Below are 17,426 nucleotides of genomic sequence, written 5' to 3' on the forward strand. Positions count from 1 at the left end.
TTTCAGGGGATCAAACCAGGCCCTGGGCGCGGAAGCTGAAGTGCCGGCCCCGGCCGATGACCAGATGGTCGTGCACCGCTATCTCCAGGGCCTTGGCGGCGTCGGCGATGGCCTTGGTCATCTGGATGTCGGCCCGGCTGGGGCTGGGATCGCCGCTGGGATGGTTGTGGACCAGGATGATGCCGCTGGCGCCCAGTTCCAGCGCGCGCTTCAGCACCTCGCGCGGGTAGGCCGCCGTCTGGTTGACCGTGCCGCGCTGCTGCACCTCGTCCCGCAGCAGCGCGTGCCGGCCGTCCAGGAACAGCACGCGGAACTGTTCCACCGGCTCATGCGCCAGGGCGCCCTGGCAGTAATCCAACAGCTTTTGCCAGGACGACAGCACGGGCCGGTCCAGCAGCTCCCGCCGCGCCATGCGCAGGGCGGCGGCGGCCACCACCTTGATGGCGCCGATGGCGGCGTCGCTCAGCTTGAACTCGTCGCGCAAGGTGGCCACCGGCGCCGACACCAGCCCCCAGAAGGAGCCGAACCGGTCCAGCAGCTGCTTGGCCAGGGGCTTCACGTCGCGCCGGGGGATGGCCTGGAACAGCAGCAGCTCCACCAGCTCATAATCCTGCAGGGCTTCCGGCCCTTGGTTCAGGAAACGCTCGCGCAGGCGGTCGCGGTGGCCGTGGTAATGGGGCGGCGGTTCCTTTTCGGCGGCCGGCGTGGGCAGATCCAGTTCCAGTACGGCGTTCTTGTCGTGCTCGCGGCCCATGCCCATCCCCCCTTACCCGCGCAGGCAGTATAGGCGGGGCGCCATGCACCCGCCAGGGGTGCCGCCGATCGTGGGGCCGAGGGTGGGGCCGAGGGTGGGGCCAAGGGGGAGATGGGGAGAATCATCCCGGCAAAACCTGCCCCTCGCAAACCGGATTGAAGGGGCTTGCCGGGTGGGCCCGTCCGTGTGTTGGCCGCGACTCGCGGGAATTCCTGGTCCATCCGCCCAGCCGTTGCCTGGCATATCTATTGCTTTGGGGTTACTTCGCCTGACCAAAGGAGTCCAGCCGCGATGCCCCATCTCATTCCCCTGTCCGCCGCCAAGACGGCCCGTGCCGACAAGTCCCCGGCCGACAAGTCCTTGACTGACAAGTCCTATGGGTCGGGAGACGAGCGCGGCCTTGAACCCTTGCCCGGCATTCCCGTGGTGGAGGAGGAACGCCTGCGCCGCTACGCCTTGTCACTGGGGGACGGGGCGCTGGCCGATATTTTGACGCTCTACGCGGAATGCCTGGTGGATGCCGGCGGCGCCCTGGAGCTGGCGCTGCAGCGCGGCGCCGTCGACGGCGTGCGCCACTACGCCTATCTGCTGACCGGCACGGCGGCGGAGATGGGAACGCCCCGCCTGGCCCACATCAGCCGCTTCCTGGCGCGCCGCGCCGGGCAAGGCGTGGCGGAGGCCGGCGCCTTGGCCTCACTGCGCCAGGTGCTGGCCCAGACCCAGGCGGCGGTGGGCGATGTGCTGGAGCACCACCTCCAGGTGGTGCGGGGGCCGCACGTCGCCCGCGCGTGATCCCGCCGCCGATATGAAAAAACCCCGCCCGGGGCGACCTGGGCGGGGTTTTCTTTGAATGACAGGCTGGGTGCCGGGCCCGGATCAGGCCTTGGCGGCGTAGGGCGGTCGGTGGAAGCCGGCCGGGGACTGGGTGAAAATCTCACAGCCGTCCTTGGTCACGCCCACGGTGTGCTCGAACTGCGCCGACAGGCTCTTGTCCTTGGTCACGGCGGTCCAGCCGTCGGACAGGATCTTCACGTCATAGCGGCCGATGTTGATCATCGGCTCGATGGTGAAGATCATGCCCTCTTTCAGTTCCGTGCCCTGGCCGGGCTTGCCGAAGTGCAGGACGGACGGGGCGGTGTGGAACACCTTGCCCACGCCGTGGCCGCAGAAGTCGCGCACGACGGAGAAGCGGTTGCCCTCGGCGAAGGTCTGGATGGCATGGCCGATGTCGCCCAAGGTGGCGCCGGGACGCACCGCCTGGATGCCGCGCATCATGGCCTCATACGTCACGTCCACCAGCTTGCGCGCCTTCAGCGGGACGTCGTCGCCCACGAAGAACATGCGGCTGGTGTCGCCGTACCAGCCGTCGACGATGACGGTGACGTCGATGTTGGCGATATCGCCCTTCTGCAGGCGCTTGTCGCTGGGGATGCCGTGGCAGACCACATGGTTGACCGAGATGCAGCAGGACTTGGGGTAGCCGCGATAGCCCAGGGTGGCGGACTTGGCGCCATGGGCCTGCGTCCATTCCTCGCACAACCGGTCGATCTCCTCCGTCGCCACGCCGGGCACGACGAAGGGGGTCAGGTAGTCCAGCAGGGCCGCGGCCGTCTGGCCGGCCTTGCGCATGGCGGCGAAGCCTTCCTCTCCGTGGATGACGATGCCGCGGTCTTCCAGTTCGTACTCTTCATCCGCGGCGGCGGCCGCTTCGCCTCTGTTCATGCTCTCAAATCCATCTGTCGGGCGGCCCAGGGGCCGGCCCAGCCAAACACCAGCCTCCGGCAACCCACGGGATGGTGAACAGGTGCCGGAACACACGGTTCCGAACTTAGGCGCGCCACCGCCCCACGGCAAGGCAATCCGGGGGCAGGGCAGGGCCCCGAATCCGTGTCAGGGGCGGTTGGCGGCGGGCCATTTCCCCCTATAATCGCGCGGCATATCCCGTCCCGCGACGAAAGCCCGCCTCGATGACCGCCCCCACCGCCGCGCCCACTGCCTGCCTCATCATCATCGGCAATGAGATCCTGTCCGGCCGCACGCAGGACGTGAACCTGAACCACCTGGCCAAGGTGCTGGGCGGCATGGGCGTGCGCCTGCGGGAGGCGCGGGTGGTGGCGGACGACGAGGCGGCTATCATCGAGGCGGTGAACCAGACCCGCGCCCGCTACACCTATGTCTTCACCACCGGCGGCATAGGCCCCACGCACGACGACATCACGGCCGCCTGCGTCGCCAAGGCCTTCGGTGTGCCGCTGCTGCGCGATCCCGAGGCCGTGCGCCGGCTGGAGGCGCACTATCAGGGCACGGGGCGGGACCTGAACGAGGCGCGGCTGCGCATGGCCAACGTGCCGCAGGGCGGCATCCTGATCGACAACCCGGTGTCGGCCGCCCCCGGCTTCCAGATCGGCAACGTCTTCGTCATGGCGGGGGTGCCGGCTATCATGCAGGCCATGCTGGCCGGCCTGACCAACCGCCTGGTGGGCGGTCCGGTGGTGTTGGCCCGCACCGTGCGCTGCCTGGTGGGGGAGGGGGAGCTGGCCGGCGGCCTCAGCGCCATCCAGGACCGCTATGCCGACGTGGACATCGGCAGCTACCCCACCTATCGCGAGGGGCGCTTCGCCACCAGCCTGGTGCTGCGCAGCCCCGACGCCACCCGCCTGGCCGCGGCCACGGACGAGGTCGCGGCCCTGGTGCGCGGCATGGGGGCGGAGCCGGAGGTGGTGGAGGGCGCCGCCTGACGGGAAGACCGCAAGAGGCGGTCCCACACGCGTTACTGGTCTTGCCCTGCCGGCCCCACCTCCGCTAGGGTCCCTCCCGGCCTCGACCCTGGATGCCCGCTTGGCGGAATTGGTAGACGCAAGGGACTTAAAATCCCTCGCCCTCACGGGCGTGCCGGTTCGATCCCGGCAGCGGGCACCACGGGTGGGGCCTCATTCAGGGCAGGCGCTATTCCGCCGCCAGGGCCCTGGCCGCCACCAATGGCTCTTTCTCGATAACCGTGAGGTACGCCAAAACTGTGGCATCCGGTTCGCGGCGACCCTGTTCCCATTCCTGCAAGGTACGCAGAGGAATGTGGTAACGCGCGGAAAAGTCTTCTTGGGAAAGCCCCAAGGCGCGACGAATGCGTTTGGCCACCGCCTGCGGGCGCATCTTGGCCAACTGCCGGTCGGTAAAGGGGATGTCATCGGTCATGCCATTTACCTTCAACGGCTGAAATAGCGGGCCTGTTCTCTTTTGTCGGCCACACGAACGGAGATGATGCGGATCGCATCTTCCCGTTCTGTGTAGACCATGGCGTAGACAATACCGGCGACCAATCCCAAAGCTAGGAACCGGTCCTCGCCATAGTCCAGGGTGTCATCCAAGAACTCGAGTAAGTCGGGATCGAGCAGTACCTGTTCGCCGAAAGAGAGGTCGAGTCCGTGCTTATGGCGGTTGGCCGTATCCTTGGCTGGGTCGAACTCGATCTTCATGGGGCATACTACGTCATTGACGGATCTCTTTCCATGGTCAAGTCGATGGTGTCGACCCCGACCACGGGAAGCTAAGCAGGGCTCACTGCTCCCGGTCTTCCGCCATGTCCTCGGCCAGTTCGCTGGCCAGGTCGACGAACAGGCCGGGGTCGACGGTCAGGCCCTGGGCCTCGTTGATGCGCACGAAGATGCGCCAGGCGTGCAGGATGGCCACGTCCAGGATGGTGTCGTCGGCCTCTTCCGAATGCTTGTCGGTGATGCCCCGCTCCTCCAGGGCCGCCTTGATATCCAGATCGGCGGCTTCCAGCACAGCTTCCATGGCGCGCTTGTGGGGGGTGGACATGATGGCAACTCCTTGAATAACAATCAGATGCTTGGGACATGACATCCGCCGACGGCACCCGTGCCGGCGAGGGGGTCGGAAACCATCATAGCGGATGGCGCGGACGCGAAGCCATGCGCGGGTTTAAGCGGTGTTTCAAGCCGAAACTTGAGCGGTTTTAGGGGGAAGGACGTGGCGCCTGCCTTGCGTTTCCTGGCCGGGCCCGAGGCCCTGGCCCGCCTGCGTCGCGACGGCGTGTCGGATGAGATGTTCGGCACGGTGGCGGGCGCGTCCGGCGGGCCGAAATGGCTGGCGCTGACCCGCCTGGACCGGGCCATCCTGTCGCGCTGGTTCCAGGGACGCACCCAGCCCCTGGCCATGGTGGGCAGCTCCATCGGCAGCTGGCGCTTCGCCGCCATGGCGCGCCGGGATCCGGCCGCCGTGCTGCGCCGGTTCGAGGAGGCCTACCTGGCCTATGTCCCGTCCGATGCCACCATGCCCACCCTGACGCGGGAAAGCCGCGCCTTCCTCGACATCATCCTGGGCTCGCCGTCCGGCGCCAACGAGGGCGACCGCAAGGGCGCGCGGGAGATCCTGTCCCACCCCGCCATGCGCCTATCCGTCCTGGCGGTCCGGGGGCGGGGGCCGCTCAGCGCGCGCCATCCGGCCTGGGTGGGCGCGGGCATCGGGGCGGCCGGCCTGGCCAACCTGGTCAGCCGCCGCAGCCTGCCCTTGTTCTTCCAGCGCACGCTGTTCGCCGACCCGCGCGCGGCCGACCCCTTCGACCTCGCCGCCGGCTTCCCTACGCGGCGGGTGGCCCTGACCCCGGCCAACCTGGGCGACGCCCTGATGGCTTCCGGCGCCATCCCTTTCTTGTTCGAACTGGTGCGCGACATCGGCGGGGCCCGCCCCGGCGCCTACATGGATGGCGGCATCATGGACTACCACCTGGACATTCCGTTCGTGGCGGAGACGCCGGGCAGCGACCTGGTGCTGTTCCCCCACTTCGGGCCCAAGGTGGTGCCGGGCTGGTTCGACAAGGCCCTGGCCTGGCGCCGCCCGGCGGCGGCCTCGCTGGCCCGCACCCTGCTGCTGTGCCCGTCCGATGAATTCCTGGCGTCGCTGCCGCACGGCAAAATTCCCGACCGCCGCGATTTCAAGGCGCTGCCGCCCGCCGAGCGCCAGCGCTACTGGCGCCAAGCCGTGGCCGAGACCGACCGTCTGGCCGACGAATTCCTGGACGCCGTCGACCGCGACCGCATCCCCGACCTGCTGGAGCCGCTGCAGGGCTGAACGGCGGCCCCACCTTTTCTTCCTAGGCCCCGACCGGGGCCGCCGGACCTTATTCGGGGAGCGCCAGCGGACTGAAAAGGGAGGACAAGCCAAAGGCGCGGATGCGCCTGCCGGCGCATGAGGAAAACCAGAACTCCGGCGCCTGAGGAACTAGTAACGCGGCATTCCCATGGTCTCCACCGGCACGATGGCCTTGCCGATGGGGGCCAGCGCCAGCATGGCGAACTTGAAGTGCTGGATGCCGAAGGGGATGCCGATGATGGTGACGAACCAGAACACGCCGGCGAAGACGTGGTAGAGGGCCAGCCACCAGCCGGCGAACAGGAACCAGATGACGTTGCCCAGGAAGCCCAGGGGGCTGGTGCCCAGGTCTTCCCGGCCGGTCAGGACGCGGCGGTCGACCGCCATCTGGCCGAAGGGCCACAGCACGAACAGGCCCATGTTGAAGGCCGCCCGGGCCCAGGGGATGCCGACGACGCTGACCACCATCAGGATCGCGGCCATGAACCAGGCCAGCGCCCCGGTGAACCCGAACAGCACCACCCACAGGATGTTCATCAGCAGACTGATCATGACGCGCAGGCCCCGCTTGTTGCTTCCTGGTGCGATCATTCCTCAACGGGCCCGCGCCGTCCAGGACCACACCGGCCGGGGCGGGGGAGCCACCTTGAGGCGGGGCTGTGACGGCGGTGACTTGCGGGGCGCGGCATTCCGGCATATGCCAAGGTGCGTTCTTGCGAACGTGGTTAAAGTCACCGACAGTGACAACGTTATCATCCCCCGCACATCCGAGCGACCCATGCGCCGCAGCAGCCTTGCCGTCCTGTCCGCCGTCAGCCTCAGCCTGGGGGCGCTGGCCCCCGCCTGGTCTTCCGCCGGGGCCGCGACCCCCGCCGGCAATCCCGAGCAGAAGGTGGGCCAGCGCATCCAGGTCCGCGCCGCCGACCTGCCCGCCCCCTATGCCACCGAGGGCGTGGGCAATTCGTCGGAAGAGGTGCCGCGCCCGGACGGCGCCAGCCTGAACGTGCCCAAGGGCTTCACCGTTTCCGTCTTCGCCACGGGCCTCAGCCGAGCGCGCAACCTGGCGGTGGCGCCCAACGGCGATGTCTTCCTGGCCCGCCAGGCCACGCCGGGTGAGATCACCCTGCTGCGCGACAGCAAGGGCACCGGCACCGCCGACCAGGTCATCACCTTCGCCGGCGGTTTCGACCGCCCCTATGGCATCGAGTTCCACGACGGCTACCTCTGGGTGGGCGACATCAAGGCGGTGTGGAAGATCCCGTACAAGGACGGCGACACCAAGCCGGCCGGGGACCGCATCCAGGTGACGCCGGACGGCGCGCTGGGCCAGCCCAAGGGCCACCCCACCCGCACCCTGGAATTCGCGCCCGACGGCAAGAGCTTCTTCGTCGGCATCGGCTCCATGAGCAACATCGCGGAGGATCCGAAGCCCCACGCCGCAGTGACCGAGTTCAACATGGACGGCACGGTGAAGCGCCTCTACGCCACGGGCACGCGCAACCCCGTGGGCCTGCAGTTCTATCCCGGCACCGACGACCTCTACGCCGTGGTGAATGAGCGGGATGGCCTGGGCGACGGGCTGGTGCCCGATTACTTCACCCGCCTGCAGCCGGAAGGCTTCTACGGCTGGCCCTATTCCTACATCGGCAACCATCCCCAGCCGGACTTCGCCGACAAGCGCCCGGACCTGGTGGCCAAGGCCATCGTGCCCGACCTGCTGTTCGACGCCCATTCGGCCCCGCTGGGCCTGCTGTTCTACACCGGCCACCAGTTCCCCGCCGATTACCAGGGCGGCGCCTTCGTCACCCTGCACGGCTCGTGGAACAAGGCGAAGCCCACGGGCTACAAGATCGTCTACGTGCCCTTCACCCACGGCCGCCCGGCGGGCCACTATGTGAACTTCGCCACCGGCTTCTGGCTGCCCGGCACCAATCCGGCCCAGGTCTGGGGCCGCCCGGTTGGCCTGGCCATGGCGCACGACGGCAGCCTGCTGGTGGCGGACGACGTCGGCGGCACGGTGTGGCGCATCAGCTATCACGCGAAGGGCAAGTCGTAAGCCTTTCTATTTGCAAGATTTGAAGGCCGCCTGGAGTCTAGCGGCAATGAAAGGGCGGTGGCGGTGGGCAATTTCTGCCGCCGCCACCCTTGTCCAATTTGCAAAATGAGCGTATATGTCGGGATGGCTAAAGGAGGCCATTCCCATGTCCATCGGCGGCATCAACTTCTACAGCTCTGGTTACGGCGCGACGTTCCTGACCTCCGGTGTCGGTTCGACCAGCGACGTCTCCAACTCGCAGGTCCAGTCCATCTCCCCGGTCAAGACCCAGGGGACCTCGGATCAGGGCACCGACCAGGCCAACACGGACAACAACGCGTCCAACAACAGCAGCAGCTTCACGCAGAACTTCAGCCCGACGCAGGACCAGGTGAAGGCGGCGTCGGACACCGGCCGCACCCGCGGCGCGTTCGTGAACCTGACGGTCTGAGCAAGCGCTGATCACCGGGCACCTCGGGTGTCCGGCGCAAGGGTCGACAGCTGTCGCTGCCGGCCCTTTTTGTTGGGCGCACGGCGCCTGCGCCCGGTGGCGTCACGCCACCCAGCGCCGAACCTCATGCAGGTCGGCGGCCACGCGGCACAGCGCCTCGATCTCCTCTGTGGGGGCCAGCAGGTCCGGCACCATCACCGCCATCATGCCGGCGGCGTGCGCCGCGCGGATGCCGTTGTGGCTGTCCTCCAGCGCGATGCAGTGCCGGGGATCGATGCCCAGGGCGGCGGCGGCCTTCAGGTAGGGCTCCGGATGCGGCTTGCCCTGGCTGACGTCATCGCCGCCGATGAGGACGCGGAAGCGCTGGGCGATGCCGGCCTGGGTCAAATGGTGCAGCGCGCGCTCCCGCTGGGTGCTGGTCGCCACCGCCATGGGGATGCCGGCGGCGTCCAGATGGTCCAGCAGTTCCACCACCCCGGCCATCAGGGCGATGCCGGCGTCGAAATGCGCCTGGATGGCATTGCGGTACAGCTCGGTGAAGCGCTCGAACACGGTCTCGCCGCCGAAATGGTCCACCAGCATCTGGCGCACCGCCGGATAGGGCCGGCCGATCAGGGTGCCGTAGAACAACTCGGTCAGGGGGCGGCCCACCGTCACGGCGGCATCCATCATGGCGCCGCGCAGGGGGCGCTCACTATCGATCAGCAGGCCGTCCATGTCGAAGATCGCGGCCTGGATGGCGTGGGGAAACGGCATGTCCGTGTCTTCATGCTGCGGGTGGCTGTGACCTTGGGGATAACCCGGCCTCGGCCCCGCCGCCAGTGCCGGGGCGGCATGGCAGGTTCCCCACCGCCGGCCGTGCCGGGGACATGGCACCCCCTCACTCGGGCCCGCTTGCCGGTTCGATACCCCCGACCATATCGTTGCGATCCCTTTCCGCCGCCTGCCATTCCCGACGTGGGCGGCACAACCATTGGTGTCGCCATCCATGTCCGCCTCTGACGCCCCCTTTCGCCAGTCCGCTTTCGCCAAGCCGCCCGTGGCCCGGGTCTGGCCGGTGGAGAAGACGGCCCACGGCGAGGTCCGCGTCGACCCCTACGATTGGTTGCGCGACCCCGCCTTCCCCGAGGTCAAGGACCCGGACATCCTGTCCTACCTGGAGGCTGAGAACGGCTATATCGAGCAGGTGCTGGGTGGGGAGGGGGACCTGCGTCCCGCCCTGGTGGCCGAGCTGCGCGCCCGCATCAAGGAGGACGACACCGGCGTGCCCTACCGCCGTGACGGTTATTTCTACCAGTCGCGCTTCGCCGCCGGCCAGAACTACCCCGTCTTCGTGCGCTGGGCCGCCGGCACGTCCGAAGAGGAAGTGGTGCTGGATGTGAACGTCCTGGCGGCGCAGCACGACTTCATGCGCGTGGCGGATTTCGAGACGACGCGCGACGGCCGTTACCTGGCCTACACCGCCGACACCGACGGCTCAGAACGCTATGGCGTGCGGGTGAAGGACTTGGCCAGTGGCACCGTCGTGCTGGAGGGGGCGGCCGACGCCACCCCCGGCGTCGCCTGGGCGGCCGATGGCCGGCACCTGTTCTACATCCGCCAGGACGAGTTCCAGCGGCCCAAAACCGTGTGGCGCCACCGCCTGGGCACTGCCCTGACCGAGGACGTGCTGGTCTATGAGGAGGCCGATCCCGCCTGGATGGTCAGCCTGGACCTGACCCTGTCCGGCCGGTTCATCCGCATCGTCGCCCACAACAACGTGTCGACCGAGGTGCGGCTGCTGGACGCCGCCCAGCCGGAGGACGCGCCGCGCCTGGTCCTGCCCCGCCGCCAGGGGCATGAGTATAATGTCGAGGACCAGGGCGACATCGCCTGGATCATCACCAACGACACCCACCGCAACTTCCGCCTGGTGAAGGCGCCGCTGGCCGATACCAGCGAGGCAAATTGGGTGGAGGTCATCGCCCCGGCCGACCGCACCTACCTCACCGGGCACATGGCGTTCCGCGACTGGCTGGTGGTCTATGCCCGGGTGGACGGCGCCCAGGTGGTGCGGGTGCTGGACAAGCAGGGCGGCGCCCACGACATCGCCTTCCCCGATGCGGCGTTCGAGGTCGGGCCCGGTGCCAACTTCGACTATGACGGTGGTCTGCTGCGCCTGCGCTATCAGTCGCTGGTGACGCCGCCGACGGTCTACGACTATGACCTGAACGACCGCACGCTGGCCATCCGCAAGGTCCAGGAAATACCCAGCGGCTATGACGCCGACCAGTATGTCAGCGCCCGCCTGATGGCCCCGGCGCGCGACGGCACGCTGATCCCCGTGTCCATCGTTCACCGCCGCGACTTCCCCAAGGACGGCTCGGGCGCCCTGCATCTCTACGCCTATGGCGCCTACGGCAACGGCATCGATCCCTATTTCTCCGCCAACCGGCTGGGTCTGCTGGACCGGGGTTTCGCCTTCGCCATCGCTCACATCCGCGGCGGGGATGAGCTGGGGCGCGGCTGGTATGAGGACGGAAAGCTGGAGAAGAAGATCAACAGCTTCACCGACTTCATCGACGCCGCCCAGTTCCTGGGAACCCTAGGCTACGCCAAGGCCGGCAACATCTCGGCGGAAGGCGGCAGCGCCGGCGGCCTGCTGATGGGCGCCGTGGCCAACATGGCGCCCGAGGGCCTGTTCCGCGCCATCGTGGCCCAGGTCCCCTTCGTCGACGTGGTCAACACCATGCTGGACGACAGCCTGCCCCTGACGGTCATCGAGTATGACGAATGGGGCAACCCCAACGAGCCCGAGGTCTATCAGCGACTGAAGTCCTACAGCCCCTACGACAACGTGGCGGCCAAGGCCTATCCCCACCTGCTGATCACCGCCGGCCTCAGCGATCCGCGCGTCACCTACTGGGAACCGGCCAAGTGGACGGCCAAGCTGCGCACGCTCAAGACCGACGACCACGTCCTGCTGTCACGCACCGAGATGGGGGCCGGCCACGCGGGCGCCGCCGGCCGTTTCGATAAGCTGAAGGAGGTGGCGTTGACCCAGGCCTTCCTGCTGCGGGCCTTCGGCAAGGGTTTGTAAGGACAATTCGTCCGGCGGCCGGCATTTGTAAGGGGCGGCGGGGTCAGCCTATAATTAGGCCCAGTCCCTCTTCCTCTTCGCCTGGGAACCTGTCGCCGTGACCGTCACGCCCTTCCCCACCGCCCGCGCCCGGGTCGCCACCCGCGCGCCATACCGCGCCATCGGCATCTGGCTGCTGGTCTGCGCCGGCCTGGTCTTCGCCATGGCCGTCATCGGCGCCATCACCCGTCTGACGGAAAGCGGGCTGTCGATCACGGAATGGAAGCCGGTGACGGGCGCCCTGCCGCCCCTGTCGGACGCCGCCTGGGCGGAGGAATTCGCCAAATACCAGGCCACGCCGGAATTCGCGCTGAAGCACAGCGGCATGGACCTGGCGCAGTTCAAGGGCATCTTCTTCTGGGAATGGTTCCACCGGCTGGTGGGGCGCCTGATCGGCGTCGTCTTCCTTCTGCCCTTCCTGTTCTTCCTCGCCACCCGCCGCGTGCCGCGCAGCCTGGTGCCGCGCCTGGCCGGTCTGTTCGTGCTGGGCGGGCTGCAGGGCGCCTTGGGCTGGTACATGGTGAAAAGCGGCCTGGTGAACCGGCCCGACGTCAGCCACTACCGCCTGGCGGCCCACCTGTCGCTGGCGGTGCTGATCTATGTGGCCATGCTGGCCACGGCCCTGCCGCTGCTGTTCCCCGCCGCCAGCGGCACCCTGCATCGCGCGCGCGCGTCCCTGCGCCGCCACGCCGGCGTCGCCATGGCCCTGGTCGCCACCACCATGGTGTGGGGCGCCTTCACCGCCGGGCTGGACGCCGGCCAGGCTTACAACACCTGGCCGCTGATGAACGGCACCTTCGCGCCGGAGGAGATGTGGAACCTTAGCCCCGCCTGGCTGAACATCCTGGAAAACACGGCCGCCGTACAGTTCACCCACCGCTGGCTGGCCATACTGACCGGGCTGGTGGTATGGTCTTACGCCTTCCGCGCGCTGCGCGCCGGGGTGCAGGGCAGCGTGCGGGCCCTGGCCATCGCCGTGGCCGCCATGGTGCTGGTGCAGATCAGCCTGGGGATCAGCACCCTGCTGATGTTCGTGCCGGTGCACGTGGCCGCCACCCACCAGGCGGGCGCCCTGGTCCTGCTGGGCCTGTTCACCTGGACAGTGATGGAATACCGGCGGCCCTCGTAGCAGCCCTTGGTGAGGCGAGATGCAGGCAATGGGGCAAAGGGCTGCTATTTGGTTGACTGAGCGGCTATTGGAAACAGCGCTTGGGGCTGTCCTGTTACTCTTTGCGTTCCATGTGCCTGCTCAGGAGTGGCATCTGCGGGATTGGGTCTTTGGACTGTATCTCGCCAGTGCCTTTGAGGTTGTGAGTGGCTATTGGTTATCCACCATTATCTTCCGGATCCGATGGCCCCCGAGGGCGACCAGGAGCCAGCTTGCCTGCATGTGTTTGGCTTTCGCGACTCATGCTGCGGTATTTTGTCTGGTTGGATGGTTCCCGGAAATAGACTGGGAGCGGCTCCTATTATTATTGGGAGCTGGCATCGGCATAGTCGCATTCTCGACATCTGTTGGGGCCCGACTATCTCGCCGGTCAAAGGCGGGCCCGGAATGGGCCTATTTCTGAGTCAGTTGGCTTAAGCAAAAAGGGCGCGAAGCCGGATGCCTCGCGCCCTTTTTTCAGTCCGATGCCGGTGCCTGGTTAGGCGGCGGCGGCCTTCTCGGCCTGCAGTTGGCGGCGGTACTCGAGGGCGTCGGCGAAGACGCGCAGCATGGTCTCGATGAACTCGGGCACCACTTCTTCAGGACCGCGGGCGGTCAGCAGCTGGCGGTCGATGTTCATGTTCTGGCCTTCCTCGGCCACCCAGGTGGCGCCGGCGGCCTCGACGGTCTCGCGGATCGCCTCGTTGCCGGTCACGGTGCGGCCCTTCAGGCGCTGGGCCACGGCCAGCAACTGGACGCCGTGGTTGATGGCGGCGACGCCCTTGCCGGCGTCCATGAAGCTGCCGATGATGCGGCGGGTGTGCGGGTTGGCGGCCAGCTTGGCCACGCTGCGCTCACCACCCGGCAGGACCAGCAGGTCGAAGTCGGCGGCCAGCACTTCGCCGATCTGCTTGTCCGTGGGGAAATAGTGGCCCCAGGACGTACCGTGCCAGCCGTTCACCAGACCCTGCTCGGGCGAGATGATCTTGGGCGCGGCGCCGGCGCGCAGCAGGGCGCGCTGGGCTTCGGTCATTTCCACTTCTTCGAAGCCGTTGGCGATGAGGATGGCAACGGCTTTTCCAGCGAGCGGCTGATCGGTCAAATTACGTCTCCTATGTTGTTTCGGCGGCCCGACACCCGCCCGTCGCCGTTCCCCAGGGGACGGCGCCGTTGGCAAGGCGCGATGGATGCTGCCTCGTGAAAATGGCCGCCCAGGAACAGGCGGCCATGGCAAAGCGTCAGGCGTGGGCGGCTGTCGTGATGCATGCCGGGCCGATGGGATGACGCTCTATTCGCATGGCACCGTAGTTGGCCTCTCCGGCGCCCCAGGTCAATCGCATTAAGACCGAATCGGGGTTGCGGTGCGGCATGGCTGGGTTGCGGGTGCCCTGCCAAGCTCTGGCACGGCCGTGCCCGCCTTGACCTAAACCTTGGGATGGGGTTCGGGGCGCGCAAAGCGGCGGGATGGCCGCGCCCGGCGCTTGGGAACACTAACTAATCGCCGACAGCGCCTCTTCCAACTCGTTGAAGTCGGGCATGTATTCCGTCGGCACCTTTTTCGCGCCGCCTCGATGGACACCTGGGGCGCATAGCCCGCCAGGTGCGCCGTGATGGCCGCGCGGATGACGTGGTAGAACTGGTTTTCCTCCTCCGCCACGCCCTTCAGCCGCGAGGCGATGGGGGCGATGATGCAGTAGGACAGGAAAATACCCATGAAGGTGCCGACCAGGGCGCCACCGATCAGCTTGCCCAGCACCTCGGGCGGCTCGGTGATGGATGCCATGGTCTTGATGACGCCCAGCACGGCGGCGACGATGCCCAGGGCGGGCATGGCGTCGGCCATGGTCTGAAAGGCGTGGCTGGAATGCAGGTCCTCGTGCTTGGCCTTGTCGATCTCCTGCTCCATCAGCGCCTCAAGCTCATGTGGGTTGTCCACGCCGATGGAGAACATGCGCAGGTAATCCGCGATGAACTTGACCGTGAACGGGTCCTTCATGATCGAGGGGTAGGCGTTGAAGATGTTGCTTTCCAAGGGCTTTTCGATGTGCTGCTCAATGGCCAGCACGCCCTTGGTCTTCATCGTCTTCAGGATCTGATAGAGCAGCGACAGCAGCTCCATGTATTCCTTCTTGTGGAACTTGGCGCCGGGGAAGATGCGCTTCACGGCCCCCAGCGCCTGCTTGATGGTGTGGGTGCTGTTCGACACCATGAAGCCGCAGATGGCCGCGCCGCCGATGGTCATGAACTCACCGGGCAGGGCCTCAAGGATGATGCCGATCTTGCCGCCGAAGATCATGAACGACCCGAACACGCAGATGAACACGCCGAGCAGGCCGATGGCGGCAAACATGAGCAGACCTTGGTAGATGGACCCCTAAGGTTCGCAGAGTCCAGCCAATCGGCCTACTTGTCAAATCCCTGATGGGGTAGGGCGCTCGGGACATCGGCGCGCGCGAACGGGTGATGCCGAACGCCGCCCCGTCACCCAGGCATGACGCCAAGACCCTTGAATTCGGACGCCCCGTCCGCCATCGTTCCCGCCATCGACTGGGGTGCCGCCCGCCTGACCATCAGGCCCGCGGCTGAGATCAGACCCATGGAACCTGCTCCGGATCATGCCGGCGAAGGGAGATCGCGAGACCGTGACCTATTATCCGCCTTCGGGCCATTCATCCGCCCAACCGTCCGTCCATCCCCGGGCGATGCCCCGTGTGGCCATCATCGGCGCCGGCTGCATCGGCCTGTCCATCGCTTGGCGCCTGGCCGCCGCCGGCGGCACGGTCGACATCTATGACCGGGGGACCGCCGGCCGGGGCGCCACCCACGCCGCCGCCGGCATGCTGGCCGCCGCCGTGGAGACGGAACCGGGTGAGCAGGCGCTGCTTCCCCTGACCCTGGACAGCCAGCGGCGCTGGCCCGCCTTCGCCGCCGAGCTGGAGGCCTGCAGCGGCCTGTCCGTCGACCTGCGCACCGAAGGCACGGTGCAGGTGGCCCTGACCCGCGACGATGTCGAGGTGCTGCGCAGCGGCTTCGAGTTCCAGCGCGGCCTGGGCCTGAATGTCGCCTGGCTGACCGGCGCCCAGGTGAAGGAGCGGGAGCCGTGGTTGAACCCGCGCGCCGCCGCCGGTGTGCTGGGCGCCGATGACGGCCAGGTGGATAACCGCAAGCTGGCCTTGGCGCTGAAGGCCGCCGCCGTGATGGCTGGCGCCCGTCTGCACGAGGGCGCGGCGGTGGAGGCCCTGTCCCTGACGGCCGGCCGTGTCGACGGCGTGGTGGTGGGCGGCGCGCTGAGGCCCGCCGACGTGGTGGTGCTGGCCGCCGGCGCCTGGTCGCGCCAGCTGGCGGGGTTGCCGGAGGGCGCGGTGCCGCCGGTGCGGCCGGTGAAGGGCCAGATGCTGGCCCTGCGCATGGACCCGGCCCGGCCCCTGTTGCGCCATGTGGTGTGGCCGCCCAGATGCTATCTGGTGCCCCGGCTGGACGGTCGCCTGATCGTGGGCGCCACCACCGAGGACAAGGGCTGGGACGACCATCTGACGGCCGGTGGCGTGCTGGCCCTGCTGGAGGCCGCGTGGCGGGCCCTGCCGGGGGTGGAGGAGCTGCCCATCGAAGAGATGTGGGTGGGGCATCGCCCCGGCAGCCGCGACGACGCCCCCATCCTGGGGCCCGTGCCGGATGTCGCCGGCCTGGTCATGGCCACCGGCCACCACCGCAACGGCATCCTGCTGACCCCCGGCACGGCCGACCTGGTGGCCAACCACATCCTGACCGGCCGGGTTGACCCGCTGCTGGCGCCCTTCGGAATTGGGCGTTTCCAGCAGGGAACCGAGTTGAGGGCACGCGCATGATCACCGTGAACGGCAAGACCCGCGCCCATGCGGACGGGCTGGACCTGCCGGCTCTGCTGGGAGAGGCGGGGTTGGATTTGGGTTCCCGCGGCATCGCCGTGGCCATCAACGGCACCGTGGTGCCCCGTGCCCGCTGGGCGGAGCGCGCCGTCGCCGATGGCGACGCCATTGAAATCGTGAAGGTGTTGCAAGGTGGCTGAAGACTTGTTCCGCATCGCCGGCAAGGCGTTCACCTCCCGCCTGTTCCTCGGAACCGCGGGCTATCCCAACCAGCAGGTGTTCCTGGACAGCCTGGCGGCGTCCGGCGCCGAGGTGGTCACCGTCTCCATCCGCCGGGTGGATATGGAGGGCGGGGCCGAGGGCATCCTGGACTTGGTGCGCGACCGCGCGTGGCTGCTGCCCAACACCGCCGGCTGCGCCACGGTGAAGGATGCGGTGCTGACCGCCCAGCTGGCGCGCGAGGCCCTGGATACCAACTGGATCAAGCTGGAACTGATCGGCGACCGTGAGACGCTGTACCCGGATGTGGAACAGCTGGTGACGGCCGCCGCCGAGCTGGTGGACGACGGCTTCACCGTCCTGCCCTATTGCACCGACGATCCCATCGTCTGCCGGCGCCTGGCCGACGTCGGCTGCGCCGCCGTCATGCCCCTGGGTGCCCCCATCGGCACAGGCCTGGGTATCCTCAATCCTTACAACATCGAAATGATCTGCGCGCGCAGCACGGTGCCGGTCATCCTGGACGCGGGCATCGGCACGGCCTCGGACGCGGCGCTGGCCATGGAATTGGGCTGCGACGCCGTGCTGCTCAACACCGCCGTGTCCAAGAGCACCGACCCGGTGCGCATGGCCGCCGCCATGGGCCACGCCGTCGCCGGCGGCCGCCTGGCCCGTCTGGCCGGCCGCATTCCGAAGCGCACCCGGGCCGAGGCCTCCAGCCCCGAGCTGGGGCTGATCGGGGGGTAGG

Annotated in this window: 19 protein-coding genes, 1 tRNA gene and 1 riboswitch; of the genes, 11 read left to right on the plus strand and 9 right to left on the minus strand. The window is 67.9% G+C overall.

Features of this window, described 5'->3' with window-relative positions; all coding sequences use genetic code 11:
• Window positions 1-10 precede the first annotated feature (10 nt).
• Window positions 11-754 (minus strand): RadC family protein, encoded by a 744-nt coding sequence (gene radC / locus UAJ10_RS12805; protein ID WP_246172254.1) that lies wholly within the window; start codon window positions 752-754, stop codon window positions 11-13.
• Window positions 755-1,045: 291 nt separating this feature from the next.
• Here radC and UAJ10_RS12810 point away from each other — a divergent pair, with 291 nt between their 5' ends.
• Window positions 1,046-1,546: a hypothetical protein gene (locus UAJ10_RS12810; protein ID WP_322915702.1), complete on the plus strand. Its 501-nt coding sequence runs from the start codon at window positions 1,046-1,048 to the stop codon at window positions 1,544-1,546.
• Window positions 1,547-1,630: 84 nt separating this feature from the next.
• Here UAJ10_RS12810 and map read toward each other — a convergent pair whose 3' ends face one another.
• Window positions 1,631-2,476 carry a type I methionyl aminopeptidase gene (map, locus tag UAJ10_RS12815; RefSeq protein WP_322915703.1) on the minus strand — a complete coding sequence of 282 codons (846 nt, stop codon included), beginning with the start codon at window positions 2,474-2,476 and terminating at the stop codon, window positions 1,631-1,633.
• A gap of 245 nt (window positions 2,477-2,721) precedes the next feature.
• Here map and UAJ10_RS12820 point away from each other — a divergent pair, with 245 nt between their 5' ends.
• Window positions 2,722-3,492, plus strand: coding sequence for a competence/damage-inducible protein A (locus UAJ10_RS12820; RefSeq protein WP_322915704.1), 771 nt, complete (start codon window positions 2,722-2,724; stop codon window positions 3,490-3,492).
• Between the two features lie 94 nt (window positions 3,493-3,586).
• Window positions 3,587-3,673, plus strand: a tRNA-Leu gene (locus UAJ10_RS12825).
• Between the two features lie 27 nt (window positions 3,674-3,700).
• Here the strand turns inward: UAJ10_RS12825 and UAJ10_RS12830 are convergent.
• The 3 genes from UAJ10_RS12830 to UAJ10_RS12840 form a co-directional block, all read right to left on the minus strand.
• Window positions 3,701-3,946 carry a helix-turn-helix domain-containing protein gene (locus UAJ10_RS12830; protein WP_416235362.1) on the minus strand — a complete coding sequence of 82 codons (246 nt, stop codon included), beginning with the start codon at window positions 3,944-3,946 and terminating at the stop codon, window positions 3,701-3,703.
• An 11-nt stretch (window positions 3,947-3,957) separates the two neighbouring features.
• Entirely contained in the window at window positions 3,958-4,227 is a 270-nt protein-coding gene (locus UAJ10_RS12835) for a BrnT family toxin (RefSeq protein ID WP_322915705.1), read from the minus strand.
• An 82-nt stretch (window positions 4,228-4,309) separates the two neighbouring features.
• On the minus strand, window positions 4,310-4,570 hold the full coding sequence (locus UAJ10_RS12840) for a hypothetical protein (protein WP_040849837.1): 261 nt from the start codon (window positions 4,568-4,570) through the stop codon (window positions 4,310-4,312).
• 171 nt (window positions 4,571-4,741) lie between these two features.
• Here UAJ10_RS12840 and UAJ10_RS12845 point away from each other — a divergent pair, with 171 nt between their 5' ends.
• A complete protein-coding gene (locus UAJ10_RS12845) occupies window positions 4,742-5,842 on the plus strand; it encodes a patatin-like phospholipase family protein (protein WP_322915706.1) in 1,101 nt (366 codons plus the stop codon).
• Between the two features lie 150 nt (window positions 5,843-5,992).
• Here UAJ10_RS12845 and UAJ10_RS12850 read toward each other — a convergent pair whose 3' ends face one another.
• Window positions 5,993-6,454: a YccF domain-containing protein gene (locus UAJ10_RS12850; RefSeq protein WP_322915707.1), complete on the minus strand. Its 462-nt coding sequence runs from the start codon at window positions 6,452-6,454 to the stop codon at window positions 5,993-5,995.
• Window positions 6,455-6,641: 187 nt separating this feature from the next.
• Between UAJ10_RS12850 and UAJ10_RS12855 the strand changes: the two genes are divergently transcribed.
• Both UAJ10_RS12855 and UAJ10_RS12860 read left to right on the plus strand, forming a co-directional pair.
• Entirely contained in the window at window positions 6,642-7,919 is a 1,278-nt protein-coding gene (locus tag UAJ10_RS12855; protein WP_322915708.1) for a PQQ-dependent sugar dehydrogenase, read from the plus strand.
• Window positions 7,920-8,064: 145 nt separating this feature from the next.
• Entirely contained in the window at window positions 8,065-8,349 is a 285-nt protein-coding gene (locus tag UAJ10_RS12860; RefSeq protein ID WP_322915709.1) for a hypothetical protein, read from the plus strand.
• Window positions 8,350-8,451: 102 nt separating this feature from the next.
• On the opposite strand, the gene UAJ10_RS12865 is transcribed toward UAJ10_RS12860, so the two are convergent.
• The gene (locus tag UAJ10_RS12865; protein WP_322915710.1) at window positions 8,452-9,105 is read right to left on the minus strand and encodes an HAD family hydrolase; all 654 of its coding nucleotides are present in this window, start codon (window positions 9,103-9,105) and stop codon (window positions 8,452-8,454) included.
• Between the two features lie 232 nt (window positions 9,106-9,337).
• On the opposite strand from UAJ10_RS12865, the gene UAJ10_RS12870 reads away from it, so the two are divergent.
• Together UAJ10_RS12870 and UAJ10_RS12875 are read left to right on the plus strand one after the other, a co-directional pair.
• Window positions 9,338-11,428 (plus strand): S9 family peptidase, encoded by a 2,091-nt coding sequence (locus UAJ10_RS12870; protein ID WP_322915711.1) that lies wholly within the window; start codon window positions 9,338-9,340, stop codon window positions 11,426-11,428.
• A 97-nt stretch (window positions 11,429-11,525) separates the two neighbouring features.
• Window positions 11,526-12,596, plus strand: a complete 1,071-nt coding sequence (locus UAJ10_RS12875; RefSeq protein ID WP_322915712.1) for a COX15/CtaA family protein — start codon at window positions 11,526-11,528, stop codon at window positions 12,594-12,596.
• 517 nt (window positions 12,597-13,113) lie between these two features.
• Here the strand turns inward: UAJ10_RS12875 and UAJ10_RS12880 are convergent.
• On the minus strand, window positions 13,114-13,716 hold the full coding sequence (locus tag UAJ10_RS12880) for a DJ-1/PfpI family protein (RefSeq protein ID WP_322915713.1): 603 nt from the start codon (window positions 13,714-13,716) through the stop codon (window positions 13,114-13,116).
• 321 nt (window positions 13,717-14,037) lie between these two features.
• Entirely contained in the window at window positions 14,038-14,964 is a 927-nt protein-coding gene (gene motA / locus UAJ10_RS12885) for a flagellar motor stator protein MotA (RefSeq protein WP_322915714.1), read from the minus strand.
• Window positions 14,965-15,152: 188 nt separating this feature from the next.
• Window positions 15,153-15,262, plus strand: a riboswitch (TPP riboswitch).
• Here motA and thiO point away from each other — a divergent pair.
• The 3 genes from thiO (at window position 15,230) to thiG (ending at window position 17,425) form a co-directional block, all read left to right on the plus strand.
• A complete protein-coding gene (gene thiO / locus UAJ10_RS12890; RefSeq protein ID WP_322915715.1) occupies window positions 15,230-16,459 on the plus strand; it encodes a glycine oxidase ThiO in 1,230 nt (409 codons plus the stop codon). (Overlaps the previous riboswitch by 33 nt.)
• Window positions 16,456-16,659: a sulfur carrier protein ThiS gene (gene thiS / locus UAJ10_RS12895; RefSeq protein ID WP_322915716.1), complete on the plus strand. Its 204-nt coding sequence runs from the start codon at window positions 16,456-16,458 to the stop codon at window positions 16,657-16,659. The genes thiO and thiS overlap by 4 nt, the downstream gene beginning before the upstream one ends.
• Window positions 16,652-17,425, plus strand: coding sequence for a thiazole synthase (thiG, locus tag UAJ10_RS12900; RefSeq protein ID WP_322915717.1), 774 nt, complete (start codon window positions 16,652-16,654; stop codon window positions 17,423-17,425). Before thiS ends, thiG begins: the two co-directional genes overlap by 8 nt.
• Window position 17,426: the final 1 nt, after the last annotated feature.

The sequence above is a fragment of the Nitrospirillum guaranorum genome (assembly GCF_034653275.1).
GTDB lineage: Bacteria > Pseudomonadota > Alphaproteobacteria > Azospirillales > Azospirillaceae > Nitrospirillum.

Coding starts and splice junctions, on each gene's coding strand:
- UAJ10_RS12820 (WP_322915704.1), top strand. CDS start 2,722: ATGACCGCCCCCACCGCCGCGCCCACTGCCTGCCTCATCATCATCGGC.
- UAJ10_RS12870 (WP_322915711.1), top strand. CDS start 9,338: ATGTCCGCCTCTGACGCCCCCTTTCGCCAGTCCGCTTTCGCCAAGCCG.
- UAJ10_RS12855 (WP_322915708.1), top strand. CDS start 6,642: ATGCGCCGCAGCAGCCTTGCCGTCCTGTCCGCCGTCAGCCTCAGCCTG.
- thiO (WP_322915715.1), top strand. CDS start 15,230: ATGCCGGCGAAGGGAGATCGCGAGACCGTGACCTATTATCCGCCTTCG.
- UAJ10_RS12830 (WP_416235362.1), bottom strand. CDS start 3,946: ATGACCGATGACATCCCCTTTACCGACCGGCAGTTGGCCAAGATGCGC.
- motA (WP_322915714.1), bottom strand. CDS start 14,964: ATGTTTGCCGCCATCGGCCTGCTCGGCGTGTTCATCTGCGTGTTCGGG.
- UAJ10_RS12865 (WP_322915710.1), bottom strand. CDS start 9,105: ATGCCGTTTCCCCACGCCATCCAGGCCGCGATCTTCGACATGGACGGC.
- UAJ10_RS12835 (WP_322915705.1), bottom strand. CDS start 4,227: ATGAAGATCGAGTTCGACCCAGCCAAGGATACGGCCAACCGCCATAAG.
- UAJ10_RS12810 (WP_322915702.1), top strand. CDS start 1,046: ATGCCCCATCTCATTCCCCTGTCCGCCGCCAAGACGGCCCGTGCCGAC.
- radC (WP_246172254.1), bottom strand. CDS start 754: ATGGGCCGCGAGCACGACAAGAACGCCGTACTGGAACTGGATCTGCCC.
- map (WP_322915703.1), bottom strand. CDS start 2,476: ATGAACAGAGGCGAAGCGGCCGCCGCCGCGGATGAAGAGTACGAACTG.
- UAJ10_RS12850 (WP_322915707.1), bottom strand. CDS start 6,454: ATGATCGCACCAGGAAGCAACAAGCGGGGCCTGCGCGTCATGATCAGT.
- thiS (WP_322915716.1), top strand. CDS start 16,456: ATGATCACCGTGAACGGCAAGACCCGCGCCCATGCGGACGGGCTGGAC.
- UAJ10_RS12840 (WP_040849837.1), bottom strand. CDS start 4,570: ATGTCCACCCCCCACAAGCGCGCCATGGAAGCTGTGCTGGAAGCCGCC.
- UAJ10_RS12860 (WP_322915709.1), top strand. CDS start 8,065: ATGTCCATCGGCGGCATCAACTTCTACAGCTCTGGTTACGGCGCGACG.